Below are 25354 nucleotides of genomic sequence, written 5' to 3' on the forward strand. Positions count from 1 at the left end.
GCGGTACGGGGTTGAGGCGTTCTCATCACAATGCTCCCTGGCTTGATTGGGTGGGTGCTTCCACCTTCACGGATGCCGGCGGCGGGCACATCAGCCGCGGAGCCTGATTCGACCTGGCCGTTGGCACAGCCGAGCTGTTGTACTTTCGGCGGATACACCGAGCACGCGGGCCGCCTAGGCTGATCAGATGGCCACCAACGCACTCCGCTCGCTGTGGGCCGAACCTCGACCCACGAATGCCCCGGACCGGAGGCCGCGGGACTGGGCCTTGGTCGCAGTACTGATCTGCTGGTCCCTGCTGGAAGTGGTGCTTCGCCAGGACCTGGCGCCACGCCCGCTGCTGCTACTCGCGGTGCTCGCGGTCCTCGGCCCCCTGCTGTGGCGACGCACGCACCCGCTCGTCGCGGTTGCGGTCTCCTTCGGCACGTTGACGATCGTCGACATCGTCAGAATCCTCACCGGGTCGCAAGGCGCCCTGCTGAACAGCATCTCCGCGGCGCTGATCCTGGCCTACGCCCTGTTCCGGTGGGGCTCCGGTCGGGAAGCCGCAAGCGGCCTCGGCGTCATCCTGCTCTGGCTGGCCATCACCAACGTCGCCGACACCACCAGCCTGGCGGATTCGGTCGCAGCATACGGGTTCTTCCTGTTCGCCGCCGCGCTCGGCGCCGCGATCCGCTATCACACGAAGATCCTCATCCGCGACATCGACCAAGCCAAGGCCCGCGAACGCGAACAGCTCGCTCGTGAACTCCACGACACCGTCGCCCACCACGTCTCGGGCATCGCCATCCAGGCCCAAGCAGGACGTGCCATCGCGGCCTCCCACCCCGAGCGTGCCATCGAGGCCCTGGCCATCATCGAGGACGCAGCGACCCGCACCCTCACCGAGCTGCGCGCCATCGTCGGCGTGCTCCGCGCCACGCAGGACACCGAGTTCGCGCCGCAGCCCGGCGTGGCCGAGGTCGAGCAGCTCGCCACCGATGGCCAGACGCGTCCCTGCGTCGAGGTGACGCTATTCGGCGAGTTCGACGACCTCAGCCCGGCGGTCGGGGCCGCGATCTACCGCCTAGCCCAGGAGTCCATCACCAACGCTCGACGGCACGCCCGCCACGCGACCCAGGTCACCGTCGCCGTCACAGGCGACGCCGACCAGGTACGGCTGACCATCGACGACGACGGCTCCGCCGCTGGCGGCCGCGCCCCAGCAGGCTACGGCCTGGTGGGCATGCGGGAACGCGCCTCACTGCTCGGCGGCACCTTCCACGCAGGCCCCGCCGCCGAGCGGGGCTGGCGGGTAGAGGCGGTCCTGCCCCGAACCGGGACGCCACGATGAGCATCAGGGTCCTCATCGCCGACGACCAGCCCATCGTGCGCACCGGGCTGACGATGCTGCTCGACGCCCAACCCGACATCGAAGTGGTCGGCGCGGCCGCCGACGGGCGCGAGGCAGTCCGCCTGGCGCTCCAGCTGCGCCCCGACGTCGGCCTGTTCGACATCCGAATGCCGCTGATGGACGGCATCGAAGCCACCCGACGCCTCGCCGGCCCCGACGTCACCGATCCCCTGCCGATCGTGGTCATCACCACCTTCGATCTCGACGAGTATGTCCACGGGGCGCTCAAAGCCGGCGCCCGCGGGTTCCTGCTCAAGGACGCCGGACCCGCCCTGCTGACCCAGGCCATCCACGCCGCCGCCGACGGAGACGCACTGATCGCACCCAGCGTGACTGTCCGACTGCTCGCAGCGTTCGCCCACGCACAGACCCCACCACCAAGGCAGCCGATAGAACCGCTCACCGCCCGCGAGGAGGAAGTCCTCGTGCCTGTAGCCCAAGGCCGCACCAACAATGAGATCGCCAACGAGCTCCAGATCACCCCAAGCACCGTCAAAGCCCACCTCGCCAGCCTCATGCGAAAGCTCGGCGCCCGAAACCGCGTCGAGGTCGCCATGTGGGCCCACGAGACCGGCCGCATCTGACGCCGCAAAGGCTCCCGCCGCCGTTTGCCGCAACCCACAGCGTCACAAAGCGGCTCGCGCGCATATCGACCAGCCTTGCAGTACGCCACTCCCCCGGTCCGTTGCTATTCGAGAGGCTCGGTCTGGAACACGCCGCAGGTTCGGGACCGTCTAGCATGGGGACACCGTCGGCGTCCCGTCAAAGAGGACGCTGGCATGGGAACTAGCTCCGTGGTGCGTGCCCCGCGCGTCCACCGGACTGTCGACGTAGCTCCTGCGTGACCAGCCGTCAAAGCAGCGGCTAGGCAGCTACCGGTTCGGGGGCAATACTCCGTAGGACGTGGGCTTGGATTCCAAGCGGGTCACCTGCTCGGGAATAGATGCCCTTTCGGCCATACTTTGCCGCGAGTAGCTTCCACATCAGCATTGGCTGTTCCGCATGGACAGTTACGGGCTCGGACTTCCTCCAGCCTCGTGCCGACAGTTGCATGAATAGTGACAACTTGCGTCGGTCGTCTATCAAACCCAAATGTGCGCCGCGCATGATAAGAGCCTGAATAGAAAAGAGCGGCTTTAACCTCGCCCCGGGACCGGCACTCGCCAGTCCCAGGCCACTGCCCGCGAACTCAGGACGAGCCCCGGCACCACGCCGCCAGTCATCCCGGGCAGCCACGGCCCGCCCCGCAGTCAGCCGCACACATTGATCGCCGGCACGTCAGAGCGGGGGAACATAGCGTGGGATCGCCGGTTAGCCCAAACCGTCGATCCCGCGCATCATTGATAGTTCACCGCCACGACCTGCCCGTACGTCGAAAGGCATCACCGAGACCCATAAATGGAACTCGTCGCGTATCCGTTAGCGATCTGCACCGCCACGGAGCTGCTGCGGGACAGGTACCGTGCGCGCTAGAGGCCACATGAGATATCGCATCTCGGACGAACCGGGAAAGAGACTGCGCCGGATTGGCCTGCCATCGATATGCGGCTCAGCGCAGGATGCCTGGCGACCTCACTTGGGTCACCGCCGTCTTGACCAATTTTCGACCCAACACCTTGCTCTGTTCACTCGCCACAGGCGTTCCAGCCACACTTCTGTGCGTCCGACATTTAGAAATGGAGAATCGAAATACACGTACAAACTAACGGAGTACAGGGCGCCCGATACAGTCCTACGCGTATCCGCGCCACCTGGGACGGGACAGGGAGCGTAGAGGACGCCTCCAGGGCGTTGGGGTTCTCGCGCGCGAAGGGCTACGACCTCGTCCACCGCGGGGAGTTCCCATGCCGTGTGCTACGCATCGGCCGTACGACACGTGTCGTCACCGCATCCCTGCTCCGAGTGCTCGAAACCGGAGAGCCGGAGTACAACGCTGCCCCCACCGGACAATGCACGCCATCGTAGACTGCCACGCGACGAAGCCCCGCTGGATATTCGGCGGGGCTTCGTCGTCTCACGCCCTCTGCCAGAATCCGGCACCGGTGAGGACGGAGCTCACGGCCGCGGCCGCAAGAGCGGCGACCGCGCCGATCCGCTTCACTGATCCCCCAGCAGCGCGGAGGGTGCTGAGGGGGGAGCGAGGGCCGGGACTACGCGGCGTGGTCGGCGAGCGCCGAGGCCAGCTCAGCCAACGCCAGGGTCCGGGCGAACCCGGACTACTCGACGTATACGCCCACGTGCCGACGGGTGCTCCGGCCGTACGGGTACTGCCACAGCTTGGCAAAGTGGAGCGGTCCGCCCTCATGGGTCGTGACGGCCTCGGCACCAGCGTGGGCCAGGACGACCCTGTACCTGACCTGGTACCCCGTATGGTCGGCTGCACCAGGCTGGATAGGTGAGGGTGACCGGGCCGTGGTCAAAGCTCGGCACCGTGACAGTGCGCCGCGCGCTCATCGGACTGCCTCCGTTCCCGCGGCGCCCCAGAGGGCGGTACCCAGAGGAGGGTGCTCGGCGAGACGGGCCGCAGGTAGTCCGCGGCCAACCAAGGTCGTCGCCCTGCTGGCCCCTCCAGGGCAACCCGGGCGTGCACGACGCGGTCGCGATGCGGTCACACTTGTTTGTTGCCGACGGTGGCTGGCGTGGGGATGGCCAGTGCTTCCAGGCCAGCCGCAAGGAGGCCACCCAGCTCGGCGCTCAGGGTGCGGTCTTGCATGGGTTCGGCTCCCTCCTTGATCGGAAGGGTTTCGGATCAAGGACCCCGCGGTGCTGGAATCACCTCCCGGGGCCGTTCCGTCTCACGCGCGTCTCACACGCTGCGCGTGACACGGTGGCCTAGGGGTCTCTGACCTGGACCTTATGGACTGTGTGGACGCTCACGAGCGGCTGAGAACGCCAGGTAAGCTCTGGTCACGTGACTGCTGCTCCTGCGAAGCCTCGCATCCCGAATGTCCTGGCCGGCCGCTACGCCTCCGCGCAACTCGCCGTCCTGTGGTCCCCCGAGCAGAAGGTGAAGCTGGAGCGCCAGCTGTGGCTCGCCGTGCTCCGTGCTCAGAAGGACCTCGGCATCGAGGTGCCCGAGGAGGCGATCTCCGACTACGAGCGTGTGCTCGACCAGGTCGACCTGGCGTCGATCGCCGAGCGCGAGAAGATCACGCGCCACGATGTGAAGGCGCGGATCGAGGAGTTCAACGCGCTCGCGGGTCACGAGCAGGTCCACAAGGGCATGACCTCCCGCGACCTCACCGAGAACGTCGAGCAGCTGCAGATCCGGCTCTCCCTGGAGCTGATGCGCGACCGTACGGTCGCCGTGCTCGCCCGGCTCGGCAAGCTGTCCGGTGAGTACGCGGAGCTGGTCATGGCGGGCCGCTCGCACAACGTCGCGGCCCAGGCGACGACGCTCGGCAAGCGCTTCTCCACGGCGGCCGACGAGCTGCTGGTGGCGTACGGGCGCCTGGAGGAGCTGCTCGGCCGCTACCCGCTGCGCGGGATCAAGGGCCCGGTCGGCACGGCCCAGGACATGCTGGATCTGCTGGGCGGGGACGCCGGGAAGCTGGCGGACCTGGAGCAGCGGATCGCCGGTCACCTCGGCTTCTCTCAGGCCTTCACCTCGGTGGGGCAGGTGTACCCGCGCTCGCTGGACTACGAGGTCGTCACCGCGCTGGTGCAGCTCGCGGGCGCTCCCTCCTCTGTTGCCAAGACCATCCGGCTGATGGCCGGGCACGAGCTGGTGACGGAGGGCTTCAAGCCCGGCCAGGTCGGCTCGTCCGCGATGCCGCACAAGATGAACACCCGCTCCTGCGAGCGTGTGAACGGCCTCATGGTGATCCTGCGTGGCTACGCCTCGATGACGGGCGAGCTGGCGGGCGACCAGTGGAACGAGGGTGACGTTTCCTGCTCGGTGGTGCGCCGTGTCGCGCTGCCCGACGCGTTCTTCGCCTTCGACGGTCTCCTTGAGACCTTCCTCACCGTGCTCGACGAGTTCGGCGCCTTCCCGGCGGTCGTGGCCCGCGAGCTGGACCGCTACCTCCCCTTCCTCGCGACGACCAAGGTGCTCATGGCTTCAGTACGGGCCGGGGTCGGCCGAGAGGTCGCACACGAGGCCATCAAGGAGAACGCAGTCGCCTCCGCGCTGGCGATGCGTGAGCAGGGCGCCGAGCGCAACGAGCTGCTCGACAAGCTCGCCGCCGACGAGCGCATCCCGCTGGACCGGGCGCAGCTCGACGAGCTGATGGCCGACAAGCTGTCCTTCACAGGTGCGGCGGCGCAGCAGGCCGGCGCCGTAATCTCCCGCATCGAGGAGATCGCCAAGCAGCATCCCGACGCCGCCGGGTACACCCCCGGATCGATCCTCTGATCCGCACGGCATGACACCGGAAGAGTTCCTCGCCGCCCGCGACCGCCTCGTCCCCGACGTGGTGGCGGGCGGCCTGCGGGTGCTCTTCTGCGGCATCAACCCCGGGCTTATGTCGGCCGCGACGGGCCACCACTTCGCCCGCCCCGGCAACCGCTTCTGGCCCGTGCTGCACCTCTCGGGCTTCACCCCCCGGCAGCTGAAGCCCGCGCAGCAGGACGAACTCCTTTCCTACGGCCTCGGCATCACCAACGTGGTGGCCAGAGCGAGTGCGCGGGCCGACGAGATAAGCGACGAGGAGTTCCGCGAGGGCGGCCGGCTCCTTACGGCGAAGGTCGAACTGCTGCGGCCGAAGTGGCTCGCGGTCGTCGGCATCACCGCCTACCGCACGGCCTTCGGCGACAAGAAAGCAGTCATCGGGCCGCAGGAGCGGACAATCGGCGGAACCCGGGTGTGGGCCCTGCCCAACCCCAGTGGCCTCAACGCCCACTGGACCGCGCAGACCATGGCCGAGGAGTACGCCCGGCTGCGAGCCGCGGCGCAGGGCGGCGTCCAGGAGCCCGAAGCCAGGAGCCGGCGGCAGGCAGACCCGGAGTAAGCCGGCTGTCGGGTCTAGTAGCCAGCCCGTAGCTAGGGCGGATCGATCTCGGTGACCACCGCCGTCAGCTCGTACGACAGCCCTCCGTCTTCCAGCGCCAGCGCCACCGCGATCCACCTGCCGTGGGCCCGCCAGATGTGCAGGCTGTCGAACTGCGCGCTCAACGCATCCCAGGGCGCCGGTATGTCCTCGCCCGCAATGCTCCGCTCCAGGACACTCCAGAGGCTGAAGACCTGGGGCTCGCCCCACTCCCCGCCGAGCACCGCCAGCAGCGCGTCGTGCTCGGCCACGCACTCTTCCCGCGCCTCCAGGCTCTGTGCGGCGTCCGAGTTCCCCAGCTCGCCGGCCGCGCTCAGCTCCGCCGTGTGATAGCCGGGTCCGCTGAAACCGGTGTCCGACCTGCCGCGCTGTGCCGGGAATTCCTTCGTGCGCAGCAGGTCTATGAGGGCGAGATACCGTGCGGTGCTCATGTCGTCAGTAAACCTCCCGGCACTGACAATTGGCTGCCTGTCAGGCGTCGCGGCGCCGCACGGCCCACCAGCCGGCCAGCAGTGCGGCAGCCGCCCAGACCGCTGTCACCGCGAGCCCCGTCCACGCCCCGAGGTCACCCTCCGGGTTCAGGTGCAGCACCTGCTGCCCGGCACGGTCCGGCAGATACTGGGCGACTCCTCCGGCTATGTCCCCGACCACGAACGAGACGATCAGAATGAAGGGGATGAGCAGACTGAGGACGGCGACGCCGCTGCGCGGCAGAGCCGTGAGTCCTGCGGCGAGCAACGCGGACTGTCCAACGCGGAGATCGCCGCGCAGCTCGTCGTGGGCACGGAAACCGTGAAGACCCATGTGAGCGCGGTGCTGGCCAAGTTGAACGCTCGTGACCGTACGCAGGCGGTCATCGCCGCGTACGAGTCCGGATTCGTCTGCCCCAGCTGACCGGACCGCGGGGCGCGCGCCTGCTCGGGGGCGGCTCGCCGTGCTCGGAGGCAGCGAGTACGATCCGGCAGAACAAGCGCGCGAGCTGGGAGGACACACCGTGGGGCGGTTGACCGGTGGGGACCCCTCTTTGTTGCGGCGGATCAACTCCGCGGTGGTGCTGCACGCGCTGCGCGGCGCGGACTCCCCCACTCTCACCGATTTGACCCGCGTGACCGGACTGTCCCGGCCGACGGTCGAGGGGGTTGTCGAAGGGCTCATGGAGACCGGGCTCGTCGTCGAGGCCCCGCCCGAGGGGGGTGAGACGCGACGGCAGGGACGGCCGGCGCGGAGGTTCCGGTTCCGCGCCGAGGCGGGGCACCTGATGGGCGTCGAGATCGGCCCGCACCGCATCGCCGCCCTGCTGTCCGGCCTCGACGGCCGTGTCATCGGCGCCGGTTCGCGCACGGTGTCCGAGACCGCTTCGGCGGACGAGCGGCTCGACAGGGTCCGCGCCATGGTCGCGGACGTACTGCGCCGCACCGGCGTCCCGCGGAGCTCGCTGCGCGCCGTCGGTGTCGGAGCCCCCGGCATCGTGGAGGCCGACGGGACCGTGCGGCTGGGTACGGCCCTCCCCGACTGGACCGGGCTGCCGCTGGGCGAGCGGCTCCGCCGGTCCTTCCGCTGCCCCGTGCTGGTGGAGAACGACGCGAACGCGGCGGCGGTCGCCGAGCACTGGAAGGGCGCCGCCGTCGACTCCGACGACATCGTGTTCGTACTGGCCGGGCTGAGCCCCGGCGCGGGCTCACTGATCGGCGGGCGGCTGCATCGCGGGTTCGGCGGCGCGGCCGGCGAGATCGGAGCGCTCCATCTGCTGGGCCGCGAGGTCACGCCGGAGATGCTGCTGTCGACGACGGACGAGCCGGTGCTCCCGCTGGACGAGCAGGCCGTGGCCACCGTCTTCCGGCGCGCCAGGCAGGGTGACACGGCCGCGCAGGAGGCCGTCGGGCGGTTCATCCAGCGGCTGGTGCACGACGTGGCGGCGCTGGTCCTGGCGCTCGACCCCGAACTGGTCGTGATCGGCGGCTGGGCGGCAGGTATCGACGGCGTACTGGAGCCGCTGCGCGGCGAGTTGGCGCGTTACTGCCTGCGCCCGCCGCAGGTGGCACTGTCGCTGCTCGGTGAGGCGGCCGTGGCGACGGGTGCGCTGCGCCTCGCTCTCGACCATGTCGAGGAGCAGCTGTTCGCAGTCGAGGGAACGGTGACGGCCCGCCGCTGAGTGCGACGGGCCGTACGGTACGACGCTGCCGGGATCAGGACGCCCTGCGCTCCTGGGTGTGGTGGCTGATCTCCAGGTCGCCCGAGTCGCCGAAGGTGAGCCGGCAGGTGTCCGCCCGGTAGGTGGCGACCGACACGGCGGCAGTCCTGCCCTCGGCGAAATAACGCGTGGTGACGACGAGGACGGGCGCGCCCGGCAGGCGGTCGAGTTCCTTCGCGTCGTCCGCGCGGGCCGAGCCGAGCTCGACGGCGCGGTCCTGACCATCCATTCCGAGGCGCTGCAGTTCCCGCAGCACACTGCGCGCGCGGGCCGCTCCCGAGGGAGCTTCGATGGCCGCGAGGTCCGGTACGGATGCCACCGGGACGTACAGCAGCTCGGCCGCGACCGGCTGGCCGTGCGTCACGCGGATCCGGCGCACCGTGTGCACCTCGTCCTGGCTGTCGCCGTCGAGCACGCGGGCAACTGCCACCGGCGGTACGGCACTCAGGCAGTCGACGGGCTGCCAGGAGTCGCCTGCCGCGCCCGGCCAGCCGTGCTGCGAGGTCCCGACGTCCACGCCCACACGTGGCGGGGCGACGGTGGTGCCCACGCCGCGACGGCGCTGCAACCGGCCTTCGAGCTCCAGCTGTTCGAGCGCCTGGCGGAGCGTGGCGCGTGCGACGCCGAAGCGCGCGGCGAGTTCACGCTCGTTGGGCAGGATCTCACCGACCGCGAAATCGGAGTCGAGTGCCTCGCTGAGCACGGTCTTGAGGTGCCAGTACTTCGGCTCCGGCACCGTATCGAGCTGCGTGGTCCCCACCCTGATCCTCCGCAATCGGCCTGATCCCGGGGCGAGTTTCCGCGCCCTTGTTTATTAAAGGTTCCTGCACTAACACTGCGACCATAAGTGCGGGGTCTGCCTTGGTCAAGACCAATCAGCGCAGGACAGGCGTCGCCTCTACAGGGCGAGTGCGGCGAGCTTGTCGGGGTTTCGCACGATATAGACGCACTGGATGAGGCCGTCCACGACGTCCAGCTGGAAGACCGAGTCGGGCTTCCCGCCGGCGAGGACCAGCAGGGCGGGCCCGCCGTTGAGTTCCAGGAACCGGTACTCGCTGTCGGGGATCGACTGCTTGGCCGCCCCGAACAGGAAACGGCCCACCTTGTCGGCGCTCTCGATGACACGCAACGGCGCCTTGGCCTTGCCGCCGCTGTCGCCGACGAGCCTGACGTCCGGCGCGAGCAGCGTGAGCAGCGCGCCGAGGTCCCCTCCCGACGCGGCGGCGAGGAAACGTTCGGTGAGGTCCCGCCGTTCGACGGGGTCCACGTCGAAGCGCGGCCTGCGTTCCGCGACATGCCTGCGGGCGCGTCCCGAGAGCTGCCTTACGGCCGATTCCGAGCGTTCCAGGGTGGCCGCGATTTCGCCGTACGGGAAGCCGAAGGCCTCCCGCAGTACGAACACGGCACGCTCCAGCGGGGAGAGCGACTCGAGAACGACGAGAACCGCGAGCGAGACGGAGTCGGCGAGCACCGCGCGTTCCGCGGTGTCCTCGGCGGTCGCGCCGAAGTCGGTTTCCAGCGGCTCGGGGAGCCACGGCCCGACGTACGCCTCGCGCCGCGCCTGTACGTGCCTCAGCCGGTCGATGGCGAGCCTCGTGGTGATCCGCACCAGATAGGGACGCGGTTCCCGTACGTCGTCGCGCACCTGGGCCGACCAGCGCAGCCACGCCTCCTGTACGACGTCCTCGGCGTCGGCGACCCGGCCGAGCATCCGGTATGCCACCCCGGTCAGTACGGGGCGGTGCTCTTCGAAGACGTCAGTCGCGGTGTCGGCAGTCACCCGTCCATCCCAGCCGACCGTTCCCGCCGTGTCCAGGCAGCACGAGTGCGTCGCCGAACACACAGCGGGGGCGGACAGGGCGGAATCCGGAACCGTCCGGCCTCTTGAACTCCAGGCTACCCAGCGGTAATTGTTGCTGACACATTGTCTAGCGCCGACCCCACCCAGGGAGCAGCAGCATGACCGCAAAGGTCTCCTTCAGCATCGAGTCCCCCACGGGCAGCCACCCGCTCTCCGTCGCGTACGAACGGGCGGGCGCCGGCGAGCCGCTCCTGCTCCTGCATGGCATAGGCCATCACTGGCAGGCGTGGCAGCCGGTGATCTCCGCGCTGGCCGCCGAACGCGATGTGATCGCCGTGGACCTGCCCGGTTTCGGAGGGTCGACGCCGCTCCCCGACGGCTTCTCCTACGACCTGTCGACGGTCGTTCCCGTGCTCGGTTCGCTGTGCGAGGCGCTCGGCATCGAACGCCCCCATGTCGCGGGGAACTCCCTCGGAGGCCTGCTCGCCCTGAAGTTGGGCCAGGAGAAGCTCGTTCGGTCGGTGACAGCTCTGTCCCCCGCCGGTTTCTGGACCGAGAGCGAGCGCCGCTACGCCTTCGGCACGCTGCGCGGGATGCGGCTCGGCGCGCAGACGCTGCCGCTGCCGGTCATAGAGCGGATGGCGCGCACGGCGGCGGGCCGGATCGCGCTGACCAGCACCATCTACGCGCGGCCCGGGTGGCGTTCACCGGAGGCCGTCGTCGCTGAGACCCTGGCCCTCCGGGAGGCGACCGGTTTCGCCCAGACTCTCTCGGCGGGCCGCCGCGTCCTGTTCACCGACGACGTTCCCGGCATACCTGTCACTGTCGCCTGGGGAAGCCGTGACCGGCTGCTGCTGCGCCGGCAGGGCGTCAGGGCCAAGCACGCGATCCCCGGCGCCCGGCTGGTCAGGCTGCCGGGCTGCGGCCACGTTCCGATGAACGACGACCCCGCACTGGTCGCCCGGATCATCCTGGACACGAGCAGCCAGTACGACCCGGGGACGCCCGCCGAACACGCCGGAGCCCAGGGCGGCTGCTCGTACCGGCGCGCCTGACGGACGGACTCGTCGAGCGCAAGCGGACCATGGACCTGGGCCACTGCGCCGCTGCCGGCGCCTACCGGGAGCGGTAGGACGCGCACACCGCCGACCGGTTCCGCGGAACGGGGGCCAGTTGTTCACTTGTGGTTCGTGTGGTTGCCGTGGCCGGGCACTAACCATGGCGTCGCACGCTCGGACCGAACCGCCACTGGAGGCGCACCGATGCCGTACCGCCGACCGCAGAGCCGGCCACAAAGTCAGTCCCCCGACCGACGCACCGTCCTGCGCGGCTCGCTGGCCGCCTCGGCCGCGCTGGCCCTGCCCGGCGCCGCAGCCCTGGGCGTCGGAACGTCCGCCGCGCCCGCCCAGGCGCTCTCCGGCCGGCCGCGCGCCGCCTGGGGCGTGCAGACGGGCGATGTCACCTCGTCGTCGGGGCTCGTGTGGGTACGGTCCGACCGCCCGGCCCGGATGATCGTGGAAACGTCCGCGACCGAGTCCTTCCGCCACTCGCGCAGATGGCACGGTCCCCTGCTCGGCCCCGGAACGGACTTCACCGGAACGACGGCACTGCGCGGTCTGCCCGGCGGTGAGCAGGTGCACTACCGCGTGACCCTCGCCGATCCCGACGATCCCCGGCGTACCGGTGAAGCGTTCCAGGGAACGTTCCGTACGGCGCCCGTGAAGCGACGCGACGGCGTGCGCTTCCTGTGGTCCGGCGACATCGCCGGACAGGGGTGGGGCATCAACCCGGACATCGGCGGCTACCGGGTGTACGACGAGATGCGCCGCCTCGACCCGGACTTCTTCCTGTGCAGCGGCGACACGGTCTACGCGGACGGCGTCATCCAGCCGAGCGTGACGCTGCCGGACGGGCGGGTGTGGCGGAACCTCACCACCCCGGAGAAGTCGAAGGTGGCCGAGACGCTGGACGAGTTCCGAGGGAACTTCCGGTACAACCTGCTGGACGAGAACGTGCGCCGTTTCAACGCGCAGGTGCCCTCGATCGTGCAGTGGGACGATCACGAGGTACGCAACAACTGGTACCCGGGCCAGATCCTCGACGACGCCCGCTACACGGAGAAGAACGTCGACGTACTGGCGGCGCGGTCGGTGCGGGCGTTCAGCGAGTACTTCCCGATTTCGACGCTCCACGCGCGCGTGGAGGGCCGAAAGGACGCCGGCCGGGTTTATCGGGTGGTCAGACAGGGCCCCCTGCTCGATGTCTTCGTGCTCGACATGCGGACGTACCGCAACGCCAACTCGCCCGGCCGGCAGACCGACGACGCCACCGGGATCCTCGGCGCCGAGCAGCTCGCCTGGCTGAAGCGGGAACTGTCGCGCTCCCGCGCCGTATGGAAGGTGATCGCCTCCGACATGCCGCTGGGAATCGTCGTCCCCGACGGAGCGGCCAACTTCGAGGCCGTCGCTCAGGGCGATCCCGGTGCGCCGCTGGGCCGGGAGCTCCAGATCGCGGAACTCCTGCGTCACATCAAGTACGCCCGTATCACCGGCACGGTGTGGCTCACCGCCGATGTGCATTACACCTCGGCCCAGCACTACGACCCGTCGCGCGCGGCGTTCAAGGACTTCGCGCCCTTCTGGGAGTTCGTGTCCGGACCGCTGGCCGCCGGCGGATTCCCGGCGGGCCGGCTCGACGCAACCTTCGGCCCGGACCAGGTCTTCGTCAAAGCACCGACGCGCGCCAACGTGTCCCCGATGGAGTCGCCGCAGTACTTCGGCGAGGTCGAAATCGACGGCGGGAGCGGAGAGCTGACGGTACGTCTGCGCGCGGAGGGAGGCGTGGTGCTGTTCAGCAAGGTGCTTCAGCCGGGCCGGGTGAGCCTGTGATGTGATTGAAAACGGTCCCAAACTGCCCAGAAGCATACTTAACCCATCAGTCACAAAGCGTTCGTGATCACGCAACACCGCTCGGTCACAGTGGTGCCATGACCGACATGACTGAAGTGAACAAGCCGACGTCCACGTGGTCCGCGAAGAGGACCCGCCGCACGCACCACTGGCGGCGGGACCTCGTCGAACTCGCCGCCCTGTTCACGGCGGTGGCCGTCGCGGACGCCGTCGCGAACATGATCGTGCACGGACCCGACGGACCGTACCTCCTGGTGATCTCGGCCGTGGTGCTGACCGCCACGGCAGGGTTCCACACCTGGTGGGCGCGACGGCACAGCCATGCTCCGCCGCCGGCTGCCGCCTCAACGGGCGCCGGCACGAAGGACACCGGCACAAAGGACACCGGTACCGAACCAGTGGCGCCCGCGCCCGAAACCGCCCTGTGGCGGATGCGCACCACCGTCAAGGACGAGCCCGGAAGCCTTGCGCTGCTGTGCACCGCCCTGGCCCGGCACCAGGTGGACATCCTCACCCTGCAGACCCACCCGCTCGCCGAAGGCACGGTCGACGAACTGCTGCTGCGCGCCCCCGCCACCCTTCAAGCCGCCCAGCTCAGCCGCGAGATCGCCGGCGCCGGCGGCAGCGACACCTGGCTGGAGCGGGCCGACGCCCACGACCTGGTCGACGCCCCCACCCGGGTGCTCGGCCTCGCCACCCGCACCGCGCTCGACGCCGCCGAACTACCCCTGGCACTGCGCCAGTTGCTCGGCCGCTGCACCATCCACTCGCTTCCCGCGACCACCCTCACCGGCCGGCCCACCGGCGAGAGCGCTCCGGTCGAGGGCGTACTCGACGGTACGGTCATGAAGCTGCGCGACCCGTCCGGCGGGGTGATCACCATCGAGCGTCACTATCTGCCCTTCACCCCGACGGAGTTCGCGCGCGCCCGCGCGCTCGTCGAACTCGACGCCCGTCTCGGCCCGCGCATCCCCCGCAGCGAGGACGTCCTGACGCTCCCCGAGGGCAACGCGATCACCGTCCGCAGGGCAGGACTCGACGACCTCGAAGCCGCCCGCGCCATGCACGACCGCTGCGGCGACCGCACCCTGAGCCTGCGCTACCACGGCCCGGTGGGCGACGCCGACCGCTACCTCAGCCACCTCCTCAGCCCGCGCTTCGGCCGCACCCTGGCCGTCCAGACGGCCTCCGGCCGCCTCGTCGCCCTCGGTCATCTGCTCTGGGACGGCGACGAAACGGAGGTGGCGCTGCTCGTCGAGGACGCGTGGCAGCGCCGCGGCATCGGCTCCGAGCTGCTGGAACGTCTGGTGGCGCTCGCCGTCGAGGCGGGCTGCGAGAGCGTGTACGCCGTGACCCAGTCGTCCAACACCGGCATGGTCGCGGCCATGCGCGGGCTCGGCCTGCCCCTCGACTACCAGATCGAGGAGGGCACGCTGGTGGTCACCGCGCGGCTGGCTGCGCCGCCGGCCGTACGACCTCGTCCCGCACACGCAGCGGCTCCGGTACAGGCACCGGACCAGGCACAGACGCGGGCCGTGCGGCCCCAGCAGCGCTGAGCGCCTCGCACAGGTCCCGCCACAGGTCCTCCACGTCCTCCAGCCCGGCCGACATCCGCAGCAGCCGGTCGCTGACGCCCGAGGACCGCCGGTCTCCCTCGGCCACGATGCGGTGGCTGATGGAGGCCGGATGCTGGATGAGCGAATCCACGCTGCCGAGACTGACGGCCGGCGTGATCAGCCGTACGCCGCCGATCACCGCATGCGGATCGCCGTACACCTCGAAGGCCACCATCGCGCCGCCCAGCTTCGGGTAGTGCACCCGCGCCACGCGCGGGTCGGCGGCCAGCCGCCGGGCCAGCTCGGCCGCGGTCGCCGAGGCGGCCCGCATGCGTACGGGCAGCGTGGAAAGCCCGCGCAGCAGCAGGTACCCGGCGAGCGGATGCAGTACTCCGCCGGTCGCGAACCGCACCTGGCGCAGCTGCCTCGCGGTCTCCTCGTCGCACGCCACCACCCCGCCCAGGACGTCGCCGTGTCCGCCGAGGTACTTCGTCGCGCTGTGCAGGACGATCCGCGCGCCGTGCTCCAGGGGCCGCTGGAGCACCGGCGTGGCGAAGGTGTTGTCGACGAGCAGCGGCACCGGCCCGCAGGCCTGTGCGACCGCCTTGATGTCGACCTCGGCGAGCGTCGGGTTGGCGGGGGTCTCGACCATCACGAGGCCGGTGTCGGGGCGTATCGCGTCCGCGATGCCGGCCGGATCTACCCAGGTCACCTCGGTGCCGAGCAGCCCGGCGTTCAGCAGGTGGTCGCTGCATCCGTACAGCGGCCGTACGGCGACGACGTGGCGCAGGCCCGCGCTCGCCCGTACGAGAAGTACGGCGGTGAGCGCGGCCATGCCGCTGGCGAACGCGACGGCGCTCTCGGCGCCCTCCAGCCGCGCGAGGGCGTCCTCGAAGCGGGCGGTGGTCGGGTTGTCCAGCCGTGCGTACACGGGTGGGCCGTCGGGCCGCGCGCCGGTGGCGGCGAATTCGTCGATTCTCGCCGCCTCCCCCCGGCTGTCGTACGACGGATAAGTGGTCGACAGGTCGAGCGGCACGGCGTGCAGGCCCAGCGCGGCGAGATCTTCGCGGCCGGCGTGCACGGCTTCGGTGGCCAGGGCCCAGGGTGTGGTCGAGGCGTCGGTGTTCATGACATGACTCTGAACAACTACCGGAGTGGAGGGACAGTACTCCGTGTTACGTTCGGGCCATGGCCGAATCTGTCGCACTTGACCCGGTCGATCTGCACATACTGCGCCTTCTGCAGAACGACGCGCGGACCACCTACCGCGAGCTGGCCGCCGAGGTCGGAGTCGCACCCTCCACCTGCCTGGACCGGGTGGCTCGCCTGCGCCGCTCCGGGGTGATTCTCGGCCATCAGCTGCGCCTCGACCCCGCCAAGCTCGGCCGCGGCCTCGAAGCCCTGCTGCTCGTCCAGGTGCGCCCGCACCGCCGTGAGCTCATCGGCCCGTTCGTGGAACGCATCAGGGCGCTTCCCGAGACGCGCGCTCTCTTCCATCTGACCGGGCCGGACGACTATCTCGTCCACGTGGCGGTGACGGACACGGCCGACCTGCAGCGATTGGTTCTGGACGAGTTCACGTCGCGGCGCGAAGTCGCCCGTGTGGAGACCCGGCTGATCTTCCAGGCGTGGGACTGCGGACCGCTGCTGCCACCGGCTGCCGGCGCCCACGGAGGACGCTGATATCAAGCCGCCGATGTCAGGCCACTGACCTCGGACAGTAGTGACGCGGAGCCCTTGCCCGTACGAGGATGTCGGCATGTCTGTCACTCCGAGCAGCCGGCTCGCCCTCCCCCGCCAGGTCGCCGACGCGTACGTCGACGCACTCATCGCCCTCGACCCGATCACCGGCACGTACTTGGGGGTGAGGGAGAGCTCCCGCAGCCTGCCGGACTTCTCCCCCGAGGGACAGCGGGCACTCGCCGGGCTGGCCCGCACCACACTCGCCGAGCTGGACGCGGCGCAGGCCCTGCCGGGCGCGGACAATGACGTGGAGCGCCGCTGCGGCCGTCTCCTTCGCGAGCGGCTGACCGCCGAGCTCGCCGTACACGAGGCCGACGAGAGCCTGCGGGCCGTCAGCAACATCCACTCCCCCGCGCACAGCATCCGCGGCGTGTTCACCGTGACGCCCACCGAGACCGACGAGGACTGGGCGGCCGTGGCCAAGCGGCTGCGCGCGGTGCCGGGCGCCCTTGAGGGATACCGGGCGTCGCTCGCGCTCGGTCTGGAACGCGGGCTGCTGGGCGGTCCGCGCGCCACGGAGACGTTCATCGGCCAGCTGACCGAGTGGGCGGGTGACGGGCGCGGCTGGTTCGAGGAGTTCGCGGCAGCGGGACCGGATGCGCTGCGCGCCGAGCTGGACGAGGCGGCCCGCGGCGCCACCGGGGCGGTCGCCGCGTTGCGCGACTGGATGCGCGATGTATACGGCCCGGCCGTGAAGGGGGCGCCCGACACGGTCGGCCGCGAGCGGTACGCCCGCTGGTCGCGCTACTTCAACGGCACCGATCTCGACCTGGACGAGGCGTACGCGTACGGCTGGTCCGAGTACCACCGCCTGCTCGGCGAGATGAAGACCGAGGCGGAGAAGATCCTGCCGGGCGCGGCCACTCCGTGGGAGGCGCTGGCCTGGCTCGACGAGCACGGTACGCACATCGAAGGGGTCGAGGAGACCAGGGTCTGGCTGCAGGGCCTGATGGACGAGGCGATCGAAGCGCTCGACGGTACGCACTTCGAACTCGCCGGGCGGGTACGGAAGGTGGAGTCCCGCATCGCGCCCCCCGGCAGCGCGGCGGCGCCGTACTACACCACTCCCTCCGAGGACTTCTCGCGTCCGGGCATCACCTGGCTGCCGACGATGGGCGAAACCCGCTTCCCGGTGTACGACCTGACGTCGACCTGGTACCACGAGGGCGTTCCCGGGCACCACCTGCAGCTCGCGCAGTGGGTCCATGTCGCGGACCGGCTGTCGCGCTACCAGGCGTCGGTCGGCATGGTCAGCGCCAACGCCGAGGGCTGGGCGCTGTACGCGGAGCGGCTGATGGACGAGCTGGGCTTCCTCGGTGACGCCGAGCGCAGGATCGGCTACCTGGACGCGCAGATGATGCGCTCCACGCGGATCATCGTCGACATCGGCATGCACCTGGAGCTGGAGATTCCGGCGGATTCCCCCTTCCACCCGGGCGAGCGCTGGACGCCGGAGCTGGCGCACGAGTTCTTCGGCATGCACAGCGGACGGCCGGCGGACTTCGTGGAGAGCGAGCTGACCCGCTATCTGTCCATGCCGGGCCAGGCGATCGGCTACAAGCTCGGTGAACGGGCATGGCTGCTGGGCCGTGAGAACGCCCGCAAGGCGCACGGCGACGCGTTCGACGCCAAGGCATGGCACATGGCGGCGCTGTCGCAGGGCTCTCTGGGCCTCGACGACCTGGTGGAAGAGCTTTCGAAGCTCTGACGGCCCACCGCGTGCGCGGGTACGGCGGCCGGGTTCAGGCCGATTTCAAGCCGATTTCATGAGCCCGGCCGTCGTCATGCGAAACCGTACTGACAGGGGGTTCCTTCCATGGGCACCGGATATCTCTTCTGCTCCGACCCGCTCGGCGCGAGACGCCCCGACCCGGCCTTCGCCGAAGAGGTGGCGAGCGCGCGGCAAGCGGGCGGGGAAGTCGCGCTCCTCGACCATGACGCCCTGCTCACCGGGGACACGGACGCGGCGCTCGCGCGGGTGCCGCGCGGCTGCGGTCCGTACTGGTATCGGGGATGGATGCTCCCGGTGTCCAGGTATGCGCAGCTGGCAAGCGGCCTGCAGGCGCGCGACTGCGAGCTGCTCACGCCCGCGTCCGACTTCGGCCGCGCGCATGAACTCCCCGGCTGGTACAAGGCCTTCGCGGAACTCACACCGCGCAGCGTCTGGTGCCCACGGCCGTACGGAGAGCCACCCTCCGCACCGGAACTCGCCGCGCTCACCGCCCCGCTCGGCCCCGGTCCTGCCGTCGTCAAGGACTTCGTCAAGTCCCGCAAGCACGAGTGGGACGAGGCCTGCTTCGTCCCCGCGCTCGCCGACACGGAGAAGCTTTCGGCGGTGGTACGCCGCTTCTTCGAGCTCCAGGAGGACTCGCTCGCGGGCGGGCTCGTAGTGCGCGAATACGAACCTTTCGAACCGGGCGGCGAGGCACGCGTCTGGTGGGTCGACGGCGAGCCCGTACTCACGACGGCGCATCCGGACTCCCCCGCCGCGCTTCCCGCGCCCGACCTCACCGCTGTACGCCCCGCCGTGCGGGCACTCGGCTGCCGCTGGGTGACGACCGATCTGGCGCTGCGCGAGGACGGGGTGTGGCGGGTGGTGGAGGTCGGCGACGGGCAGGTCAGCGGCCTGCCCGCGGGCGCGGACCCGTCCGCGCTCTTCGACGCGCTCACCCGCGCCGCAAGCCGCCCTCGGAATCAACGACCTGACCCGTCACCCACTCCGCCTAGCCCGTAGCCGGCCAAGCGATGAGCCGGGCCGGGTCGTCCGGCATGGCCCACCGTCCTTGGTGGTCTCGGGGTTTGCTGTCATCCGGTTTCCAGGGCGCGAAAAACCGCCTCTGGAGGCGGCTCCAACGCGGCCTGGGCGAGCGGGCATTACGCGTGCGACAGCGACGCCGCGCTCGATGTGGTGCTGCGGGCGGCGCGTCCGGTGGCCGAGGTGGGGCCTCGGGACGCGCGGTTCCTGCGGCCCGCGCGTCACGTCGTACGGTGAACCGGCCCGTCAGCAGCCGCAGTTGTCCGAGTCGACGGGCGCGGTGAGCGGGTCGGCGTCGCGCCGCTCGCGGCCCTCCCAGGTCTCGATCTCGAAGCCCTCGCGGATCCAGTACTCGATGCCGCCGAGCATCTCCTTGACCTGGAAGCCGAGTTCGGCGAGGGCGAGGGCGGCGCGGGTGCCGCCGTTGCACCCGGGGCCCCAGCAGTACGTGACGACCGGCACGGCCTTGTCCAGCAGCCGCTCCGCCTGGGCCGGGATCAGCGCCGTCGGCAGGTGCAGGGCGCCGGGTACGTGCCCCTGGTCCCAGGACTCGGTGGAGCGCGAGTCGATCACTACGAAGCCGGGGTCCTCGCCGGACGCGAGGACCGAGGCGACGTCGGACACGTCGGCGTGGAAGGCGAGGCTGGCGCCGAAGTACGCGGCGGCTGCGGCGGGGGCGGCCGGCGGGACGCGGAGAACAGGGTTCGCGCTGGTGGCGGGGGCCTGGGCGGTGGTGATCCGTGTCGTGGTCATGGGTAAAAACCTACGACGAGTGATCATCCAGCTGAAGTGGGATTCCCCGGCTCTTCTCTTGATCTGCCGGTGGATTCCCTGTTGTCTCGGGGCCATGACCGGATATTCACCGGACGCCACCGACTGGCGCATCCTGGAAGCCCTGCAACGCGAAGGCCGGGCCACTTTCGCCGAGCTGGCCCGCACCGTGTCCATGTCCGCGAGCGCCGTGACGGAGCGGGTGCGGCGGCTCGAAGAGGCGGGGGTGATCTCGGGCTACACGGCCGTCGTCGAACAGGAGCCGCTCGGGATGCCCATCCTGGCGTTCGTACGGCTGCGCTATCCGCACGGCAACTACAAGCCGTTCCACGACCTGCTCGAAGTGACGACCGAGGTGCTCGAAGCGCATCACGTCACGGGCGACGACTGCTTCGTCATGAAGGTCGCGGCCCGTTCGATGAAGCACCTCGAAGAGGTCTCGGGCCGGTTCGGCACGCTCGGCTCGGTCACCACCAGCGTCGTCTACTCCTCGCCGCTGCCACGGCGCGCGCTCAGCCGCTGACCCCGGCCGTGCGGTGGCGCACCACGGAGCCGTGCCGGTCCTTGACGACCTCCAGCTGGGTGGTGACGCGGCGCCGCAGGTCCGCGACGTGGCTGACGATGCCGACGCTGCGGTCCCGTTCGCGCAGGGAGTCCAGTACGTCGAGGACCTCGTCCAGGGTCTGGTCGTCGAGGCTGCCGAAGCCCTCGTCGATGAACAGCGTGTCGAGCCGTACGCCGCCGGCCTCGTCGGTGACCACGTCGGCGAGGCCGAGCGCGAGGGCCAGTGAGGCGAAGAACGTCTCGCCGCCGGACAGCGTCGCCGTGTCGCGCTCGACGCCCGTCCAGGCGTCGACAACGTGCAGGCCGAGTCCTGAACGGCCCCGGCCGCCGGACCTGACGTCGGAGTGGACGAGGGTGTAGCGGCCGGACGACATGCGCTGGAGGCGGGCGGTGGCGGCGGCCGCGACCTGCTCCAGGCGGGCCGCCAGTACGTACGACTCCAGGCGCATCTTGCGTTCGTTGTCGGCGGAGGTGCCCGCGGTGAGGGAGGCGAGTCGCGCCACTCGCTCGTACTTCTCGCGCAGGGGGGCCAGGCGTCGCGTCTCCTCGGCGGCCTGCTGCGACAGGGTCCGGAGCGCGGCGCAGCACTCGCGGGCGGCGTCGAGCGCGGACGCGGCTTCGAGCAGTCCGCGCTCGGCCGCGTCGAACTCCGCCTGGGCCCGCTGCGGTGCGGCCTGCGGCCGGTCGGCGGCTGCGGCGGTCCCGGGCTCCGCCAACCGGTCGGCGACGGCCGCCTGTTCGCGCTGCCAGTCGTCGATCCGGTGCTGGAGGTCGCGCTGCTCCGCCTCCCCGAGCAACGCCTGGGCAGCGGCGGCCGGGGTGTCGAACCCGGCCTTGAAGGCGGCGTCGGCGAGCCGGTCGTCGGCCTCCTTGAGGCGATGGGCGGTGGCTTCGACCGCCCGTACGGCTTCGGCGGCTTCACCGAGCACCCGGACGCGGCGCTCCAGCAGCGCGGCATGCTCGGCGACAGTGCGCGCTTCGCCTCGGGCTGCGGTCAAGTCCGCTTCGAGGGAGGCCTGCTCACGGTCGAGCGCTTCACGCTGCGAGGTACGGGCGGCGGCCCGCCGCTCGGCCTGCTGCTGCGCGTCGACGCGCAGCGCGTATTCGCGCTCGGCCCGGTCCAGCGCCTCGCGGGCCGCGTGCAGACCGGCGGCGGTGGTATGCGCCTGGGCGTGCTCCTGCCGCAACTCCTCGACCAGGGCCGACAGTTCGCTGACGCTCGCGTCACGCTGACGGCCGGCGGCACCGGTCGGCCCGTCTGCGGACGTACCGCGCCCACCGCTGATGGCTTCGCCGGGAGGGTCCGACTCGGCCGCGGGTCCCGCGTACTGTGCCGGAATCCCGGCTCCCGCCTCCGCGGAGCCGTCAACACCGGCGCCGCCGACACCAACACCCTCGCACGACGCCGGTTCCCGCACCGGTACGCCAGAGCCAACGGCCCGACCCGCCCCGCCACCAGCCGCGCCAGGACTACCCGCGCCGCCCGCTCCCCCTTCGCCACCGGCCGCCGGCCCGGAGGCCGCCCGCTGCGGGAGCGCGGCGCCGGCGCTTGCAACGCCGCTCCGCTCCTGGGGTGCGTCCGCGGGCCCGCGTGCTTTCCCCGACGGCACCTCTCCGGAGCCGCCCTCAACGGGCCGCCCCGCGCCCTCGGCCGCCAGGCCGGACGCCGCGCCCGGGCCGGTCGCGGCGGTGGCGCCCGTCGCGACGATCCGCGCCGGCCGGGCGGTGTGCGCGTCCGAGGACGCGGCTTCGGACGGGTCGCCGCCAACGGCGGGGCCGCGCGCCTCGGCCCGGGCCGCCGCGTGGTCCTCCCGTACCGCTGCCAGCGCGCGCTCCTCACCGCCGCGCGCCGCCTCGGCGCTCGTGTACGTCTCGTACGCCGCTTCTTCCGCCGTACGGTCCACCTGGTCCGCCGCCGCCCGTACGGGTTTCGGGTGTTCCCGGGAACCGCAGACAGCGCACTCCTCACCGTCGCGCAGACCCGCCGCCAGCTCGGCAGCGATGCCCCGCAGCCGGCGTTCCTTGAGGTCCAGCCACGTCTCGTGCGCCGCGACCGCCCCTTCACGTGCCGCCCTCAGCCGCTCCTCGGCGGCCGTGACCTGCCCGGCGAGTACGTCGCGCCGGCGCGCGGCGTCGAGCCTGCGGCGGGCCGGTTGGAGGCGGCCCGCCAGGTGCTCCGCGCGCGTCACCGCCTCCTGCGCCGCATCGATGCGCTCCTGGCAGCGGCGGCGGGTCGCGTCCCAGCCGCCCAGCCAGTCGGCGGCGTCCCGCAGCAGCTCGTCGTCGGCGCGGGCCTGGCGCTCCAGCGCCACCCGCTCCCGGCCGATCTCCTCGCTGCGGAGCTCCGCCCTGCGCGCCGCTTCGAGGCCGCCGAGGTCCTGGCGGAGCCTTCGTTCCAGCGCGGCGAGCTGCTCGGCGCCGGTGTCGGCGAGGTCCGGCGGCAGCTCGTCGCGCGAGCGTTCCCGGGCACCGCTCGCCGCGCGGTGCTCCCGCTCGGCGTCGTCGCGCAGCGACAGGGCCGGGGCGACGCGCTCGGCCCGACGGGCGCGCTCCAGCCGCTCACGCTGCCGCTCGTACTCGGGGCGCCGCGCTTCGAGTACGTCGGCGCGCCGGCTCGCGTCCGCGTAGCGCTGCTGGAGAGCGGCCAGTTCGCGCGCGGCCTCCAGTACGCTCCGGGCCGCCGCCTGCCGGCTCCCGGCCGCGGCGACAGCCGACTGTGCGATGTCCAGACGTTCCCGCGCACCACTGCGCGCGATCGCCGCCCACTCCCGTACGGCTTCGGCGAGTCCGGGCTCGCCCGGCTGCGCGTCCGGCAGTGGCCAGGCTCGCGCGTCCGCGCTGTCGCCCGCCGCCTGAGCCATCCGCTGCGCGACGGCGAGCAGCCGCTCGTCGCCCGCGCGCACCTGCTGCTCCGCCGAGCGGCGCAGCTCGGCGAGGCGGTCCTCGACGGCGGCGAAGCGGCGGGTGTCGAAGAGCCGGCCGAGTAGCTTGCCGCGCGCCTCCGCGTCGGCGCGCAGGAAACGCGCGAAGTCGCCCTGCGGCAGCAGTACCACCTGGCAGAACTGTTCTCGGCTCATGCCGACGAGCTGGGTGATCTCCTCGCCGATCTCCTGGTGGGAGCGGCTGAGCGCCTTCCACCCGGTGTCGGGCACGTGCTCCCGCAGCCAGCTCTGCGCCTTCTCCGTGGTGAAGCCGGTGCCCTTCTTCTTCGGGCGCGGCTGTGCGGGCCTTCGGGTGATCTCCAGGCGCCGTCCGCCCACCGTGAGTTCCAGGCGCACCTCGGTCGGCAGGTCGTGCGGGGCGTGGTCACTGCGCAGCGAGGCACCAGGGCTCTGCCGGGCGCCGGGCACGGCGCCGTACAGCGCGTAACAGACGGCGTCCAGGACGGACGTCTTGCCCGCGCCGGTCGCTCCGTGGAGCAGAAAGATCCCGGCGGCGCTGAGCGCGTCGAAGTCGACTTCCTGGGTGGCACCGAAGGGCCCGAAGGCCGTGATGTCCAGCGAGTGCAGCCTCACCGGGCGACCTCACGCGTCATGTCGTCCACGCGTACGTCGTCGAAGGCTTCGTACAGCACCGTGCGCTCCCGCTCGTCCGGCCCGCTGCCGCCGCGCACATGTGCCACGAAGTCCTCCGCGATCTGCTGGTCGTCGCGCCCCTTGAGCCGCTGGGCGTACGACGCGAGGGGATCCTCGGGGCCGCGCTCGGGGTCGAAGACGAGGCTGATGGTGTGCGGGAAGCGCGCGCAGAGCCGTGCCATGGGTTCCGCGGGGCGTACGGGATCGGTGAGCGTCGCTTCGATCCACGCATCCTCGTGACGTTCCAGAGAAGGGTCTTCGACCAGCTCCTCCAGCCGTCCCCGGATCCGGGCGATCCGCCTCGGCACTGGGCACTCGAGCCGCTCCGCCTCGATCTCGCCGCCGGGTCCGAGGTCGATCAGCCACATCGTCTTGCGGTGGTCCGCTTCCGAGAAGGAGTACGCGAGCGGGGAGCCCGAGTAGCGCACCCGCGCGGTGATGGCCTGGGAGCCGTGGAGGTGTCCGAGGGCCACATAGTCGACGCCGTCGAAGACCCCGGCGGGTACGGAGGCCACGCCGCCGATCGTGATGTCGCGCTCGCTGTCGCTCGGTTCTCCGCCCGCGACGAAGGCGTGCGCGAGAACGACCGACCGTGTGTTCTCGGGACGCGCGGCGAGGTCGTCCCGTACGCGCTCCATCGCCGCTCCGAGGACCGCTTCGTGCCCCACCCCGGCCACCTTGAATTCGTCGCGCACCAGGGCGGGCTCGAGATACGGCAGCCCGTAGAAGGCCACGTCGCCGTGCGCGTCAGGAAGTACGACGGGTGTCGCACAACCAGCCGGGTCGGTACGCAGATGGATCCCGGCCCGGTCGATGAGCCCTGCACCGACGCCGAGCCGCCGGGCCGAGTCGTGGTTGCCGGAGATCATGACCGTCGGCACGCCCGCGGCGGCGAGCTGATGCAATGCCCGGTCGAAGAGCTCGACAGCGGCGAGCGGCGGCACCGCCCTGTCGTACACGTCACCCGCCACCAGTACGGCTTCCACGTCCCGCTCGCGAACCGTCGTGATCAGGTGGTCGAGGAACGCGGCCTGGGCGTCGAGCAGGTTCACCCGGTGGAAGGACCGCCCCAGATGCCAGTCCGACGTGTGCAGAATCCTCAAGAGAC

The 25354-nt window shown here is 70.9% G+C and carries 20 protein-coding genes and 2 pseudogenes; 14 read left to right on the forward strand and 8 right to left on the reverse strand.

The window, feature by feature from the left end:
- Positions 1–187: 187 nt before the first annotated feature.
- The 5 genes from AC1P0E_RS03740 to mug all read left to right on the forward strand — a co-directional run bounded on the left by AC1P0E_RS03740 (position 188) and on the right by mug (position 6342).
- Entirely contained in the window at positions 188–1333 is a 1146-nt protein-coding gene (locus AC1P0E_RS03740) for a sensor histidine kinase (protein ID WP_355267136.1), read from the forward strand.
- A complete protein-coding gene (locus AC1P0E_RS03745) occupies positions 1330–1977 on the forward strand; it encodes a response regulator (RefSeq protein WP_482740717.1) in 648 nt (215 codons plus the stop codon). The genes AC1P0E_RS03740 and AC1P0E_RS03745 overlap by 4 nt, the downstream gene beginning before the upstream one ends.
- A gap of 1156 nt (positions 1978–3133) precedes the next feature.
- On the forward strand, positions 3134–3358 hold the full coding sequence (locus AC1P0E_RS03750) for a helix-turn-helix domain-containing protein (protein WP_482745642.1): 225 nt from the start codon (positions 3134–3136) through the stop codon (positions 3356–3358).
- A gap of 946 nt (positions 3359–4304) precedes the next feature.
- Positions 4305–5747 carry an adenylosuccinate lyase gene (gene purB / locus AC1P0E_RS03755; protein ID WP_482740718.1) on the forward strand — a complete coding sequence of 481 codons (1443 nt, stop codon included), beginning with the start codon at positions 4305–4307 and terminating at the stop codon, positions 5745–5747.
- Between the two features lie 10 nt (positions 5748–5757).
- Positions 5758–6342, forward strand: coding sequence for a G/U mismatch-specific DNA glycosylase (mug, locus tag AC1P0E_RS03760; RefSeq protein ID WP_482740719.1), 585 nt, complete (start codon positions 5758–5760; stop codon positions 6340–6342).
- Between the two features lie 32 nt (positions 6343–6374).
- Here mug and AC1P0E_RS03765 read toward each other — a convergent pair whose 3' ends face one another.
- Positions 6375–6812 carry a hypothetical protein gene (locus AC1P0E_RS03765; protein WP_482740720.1) on the reverse strand — a complete coding sequence of 146 codons (438 nt, stop codon included), beginning with the start codon at positions 6810–6812 and terminating at the stop codon, positions 6375–6377.
- Positions 6813–6852: 40 nt separating this feature from the next.
- Positions 6853–7122 (reverse strand): annotated as a pseudogene (locus tag AC1P0E_RS03770) (ABC transporter permease); the annotation flags it as partial.
- Here AC1P0E_RS03770 and AC1P0E_RS03775 point away from each other — a divergent pair.
- Positions 7120–7275 (forward strand): annotated as a pseudogene (locus tag AC1P0E_RS03775) (response regulator transcription factor); the annotation flags it as partial. The pseudogenes AC1P0E_RS03770 and AC1P0E_RS03775 overlap by 3 nt on opposite strands.
- 100 nt (positions 7276–7375) lie before the next feature.
- Positions 7376–8533 carry an ROK family transcriptional regulator gene (locus tag AC1P0E_RS03780; protein ID WP_482740721.1) on the forward strand — a complete coding sequence of 386 codons (1158 nt, stop codon included), beginning with the start codon at positions 7376–7378 and terminating at the stop codon, positions 8531–8533.
- Positions 8534–8567: 34 nt separating this feature from the next.
- Here the strand turns inward: AC1P0E_RS03780 and AC1P0E_RS03785 are convergent, their stop codons facing one another.
- On the reverse strand, positions 8568–9332 hold the full coding sequence (locus AC1P0E_RS03785; protein WP_482740722.1) for a GntR family transcriptional regulator: 765 nt from the start codon (positions 9330–9332) through the stop codon (positions 8568–8570).
- 138 nt (positions 9333–9470) lie between these two features.
- Positions 9471–10352, reverse strand: coding sequence for an RNA polymerase sigma-70 factor (locus AC1P0E_RS03790; RefSeq protein ID WP_482740723.1), 882 nt, complete (start codon positions 10350–10352; stop codon positions 9471–9473).
- A 179-nt stretch (positions 10353–10531) separates the two neighbouring features.
- On the opposite strand from AC1P0E_RS03790, the gene AC1P0E_RS03795 reads away from it, so the two are divergent.
- The 3 genes from AC1P0E_RS03795 to AC1P0E_RS03805 all read left to right on the forward strand — a co-directional run bounded on the left by AC1P0E_RS03795 (position 10532) and on the right by AC1P0E_RS03805 (position 14838).
- A complete protein-coding gene (locus AC1P0E_RS03795; RefSeq protein ID WP_482740724.1) occupies positions 10532–11428 on the forward strand; it encodes an alpha/beta fold hydrolase in 897 nt (298 codons plus the stop codon).
- Between the two features lie 207 nt (positions 11429–11635).
- On the forward strand, positions 11636–13261 hold the full coding sequence (locus tag AC1P0E_RS03800) for an alkaline phosphatase D family protein (protein ID WP_482740725.1): 1626 nt from the start codon (positions 11636–11638) through the stop codon (positions 13259–13261).
- Between the two features lie 98 nt (positions 13262–13359).
- A complete protein-coding gene (locus tag AC1P0E_RS03805; protein ID WP_482740726.1) occupies positions 13360–14838 on the forward strand; it encodes a GNAT family N-acetyltransferase in 1479 nt (492 codons plus the stop codon).
- Here the strand turns inward: AC1P0E_RS03805 and AC1P0E_RS03810 are convergent.
- Complete coding sequence (locus AC1P0E_RS03810; RefSeq protein WP_482740727.1) at positions 14723–15967, reverse strand: trans-sulfuration enzyme family protein; 1245 nt, start codon at positions 15965–15967, stop codon at positions 14723–14725. The two genes, AC1P0E_RS03805 and AC1P0E_RS03810, sit on opposite strands and share 116 nt — an antisense overlap.
- Before the next feature lie 59 nt (positions 15968–16026).
- On the opposite strand from AC1P0E_RS03810, the gene AC1P0E_RS03815 reads away from it, so the two are divergent.
- From AC1P0E_RS03815 to AC1P0E_RS03825, 3 genes are all read left to right on the forward strand, one after another.
- Positions 16027–16521, forward strand: coding sequence for an Lrp/AsnC family transcriptional regulator (locus AC1P0E_RS03815; RefSeq protein ID WP_482740728.1), 495 nt, complete (start codon positions 16027–16029; stop codon positions 16519–16521).
- A 76-nt stretch (positions 16522–16597) separates the two neighbouring features.
- Positions 16598–18289: a DUF885 domain-containing protein gene (locus tag AC1P0E_RS03820; protein ID WP_482740729.1), complete on the forward strand. Its 1692-nt coding sequence runs from the start codon at positions 16598–16600 to the stop codon at positions 18287–18289.
- Between the two features lie 108 nt (positions 18290–18397).
- Positions 18398–19315, forward strand: a complete 918-nt coding sequence (locus AC1P0E_RS03825) for an ATP-grasp domain-containing protein (protein WP_482740730.1) — start codon at positions 18398–18400, stop codon at positions 19313–19315.
- A gap of 267 nt (positions 19316–19582) precedes the next feature.
- Here the strand turns inward: AC1P0E_RS03825 and AC1P0E_RS03830 are convergent, their stop codons facing one another.
- Entirely contained in the window at positions 19583–20089 is a 507-nt protein-coding gene (locus AC1P0E_RS03830) for a rhodanese-like domain-containing protein (protein ID WP_482740731.1), read from the reverse strand.
- Positions 20090–20183: 94 nt separating this feature from the next.
- On the opposite strand from AC1P0E_RS03830, the gene AC1P0E_RS03835 reads away from it, so the two are divergent.
- Positions 20184–20630 (forward strand): Lrp/AsnC family transcriptional regulator, encoded by a 447-nt coding sequence (locus AC1P0E_RS03835; RefSeq protein ID WP_482740732.1) that lies wholly within the window; start codon positions 20184–20186, stop codon positions 20628–20630.
- Here AC1P0E_RS03835 and AC1P0E_RS03840 read toward each other — a convergent pair.
- Entirely contained in the window at positions 20620–24186 is a 3567-nt protein-coding gene (locus AC1P0E_RS03840) for an AAA family ATPase (protein ID WP_482740733.1), read from the reverse strand. The two genes, AC1P0E_RS03835 and AC1P0E_RS03840, sit on opposite strands and share 11 nt — an antisense overlap.
- Positions 24183–25349 (reverse strand): exonuclease SbcCD subunit D, encoded by a 1167-nt coding sequence (locus tag AC1P0E_RS03845; protein ID WP_482740734.1) that lies wholly within the window; start codon positions 25347–25349, stop codon positions 24183–24185. Before AC1P0E_RS03845 ends, AC1P0E_RS03840 begins: the two co-directional genes overlap by 4 nt.
- Positions 25350–25354: the final 5 nt, after the last annotated feature.

The sequence above is a fragment of the Streptomyces sp. TRD_SC_5 genome (assembly GCF_056836825.1).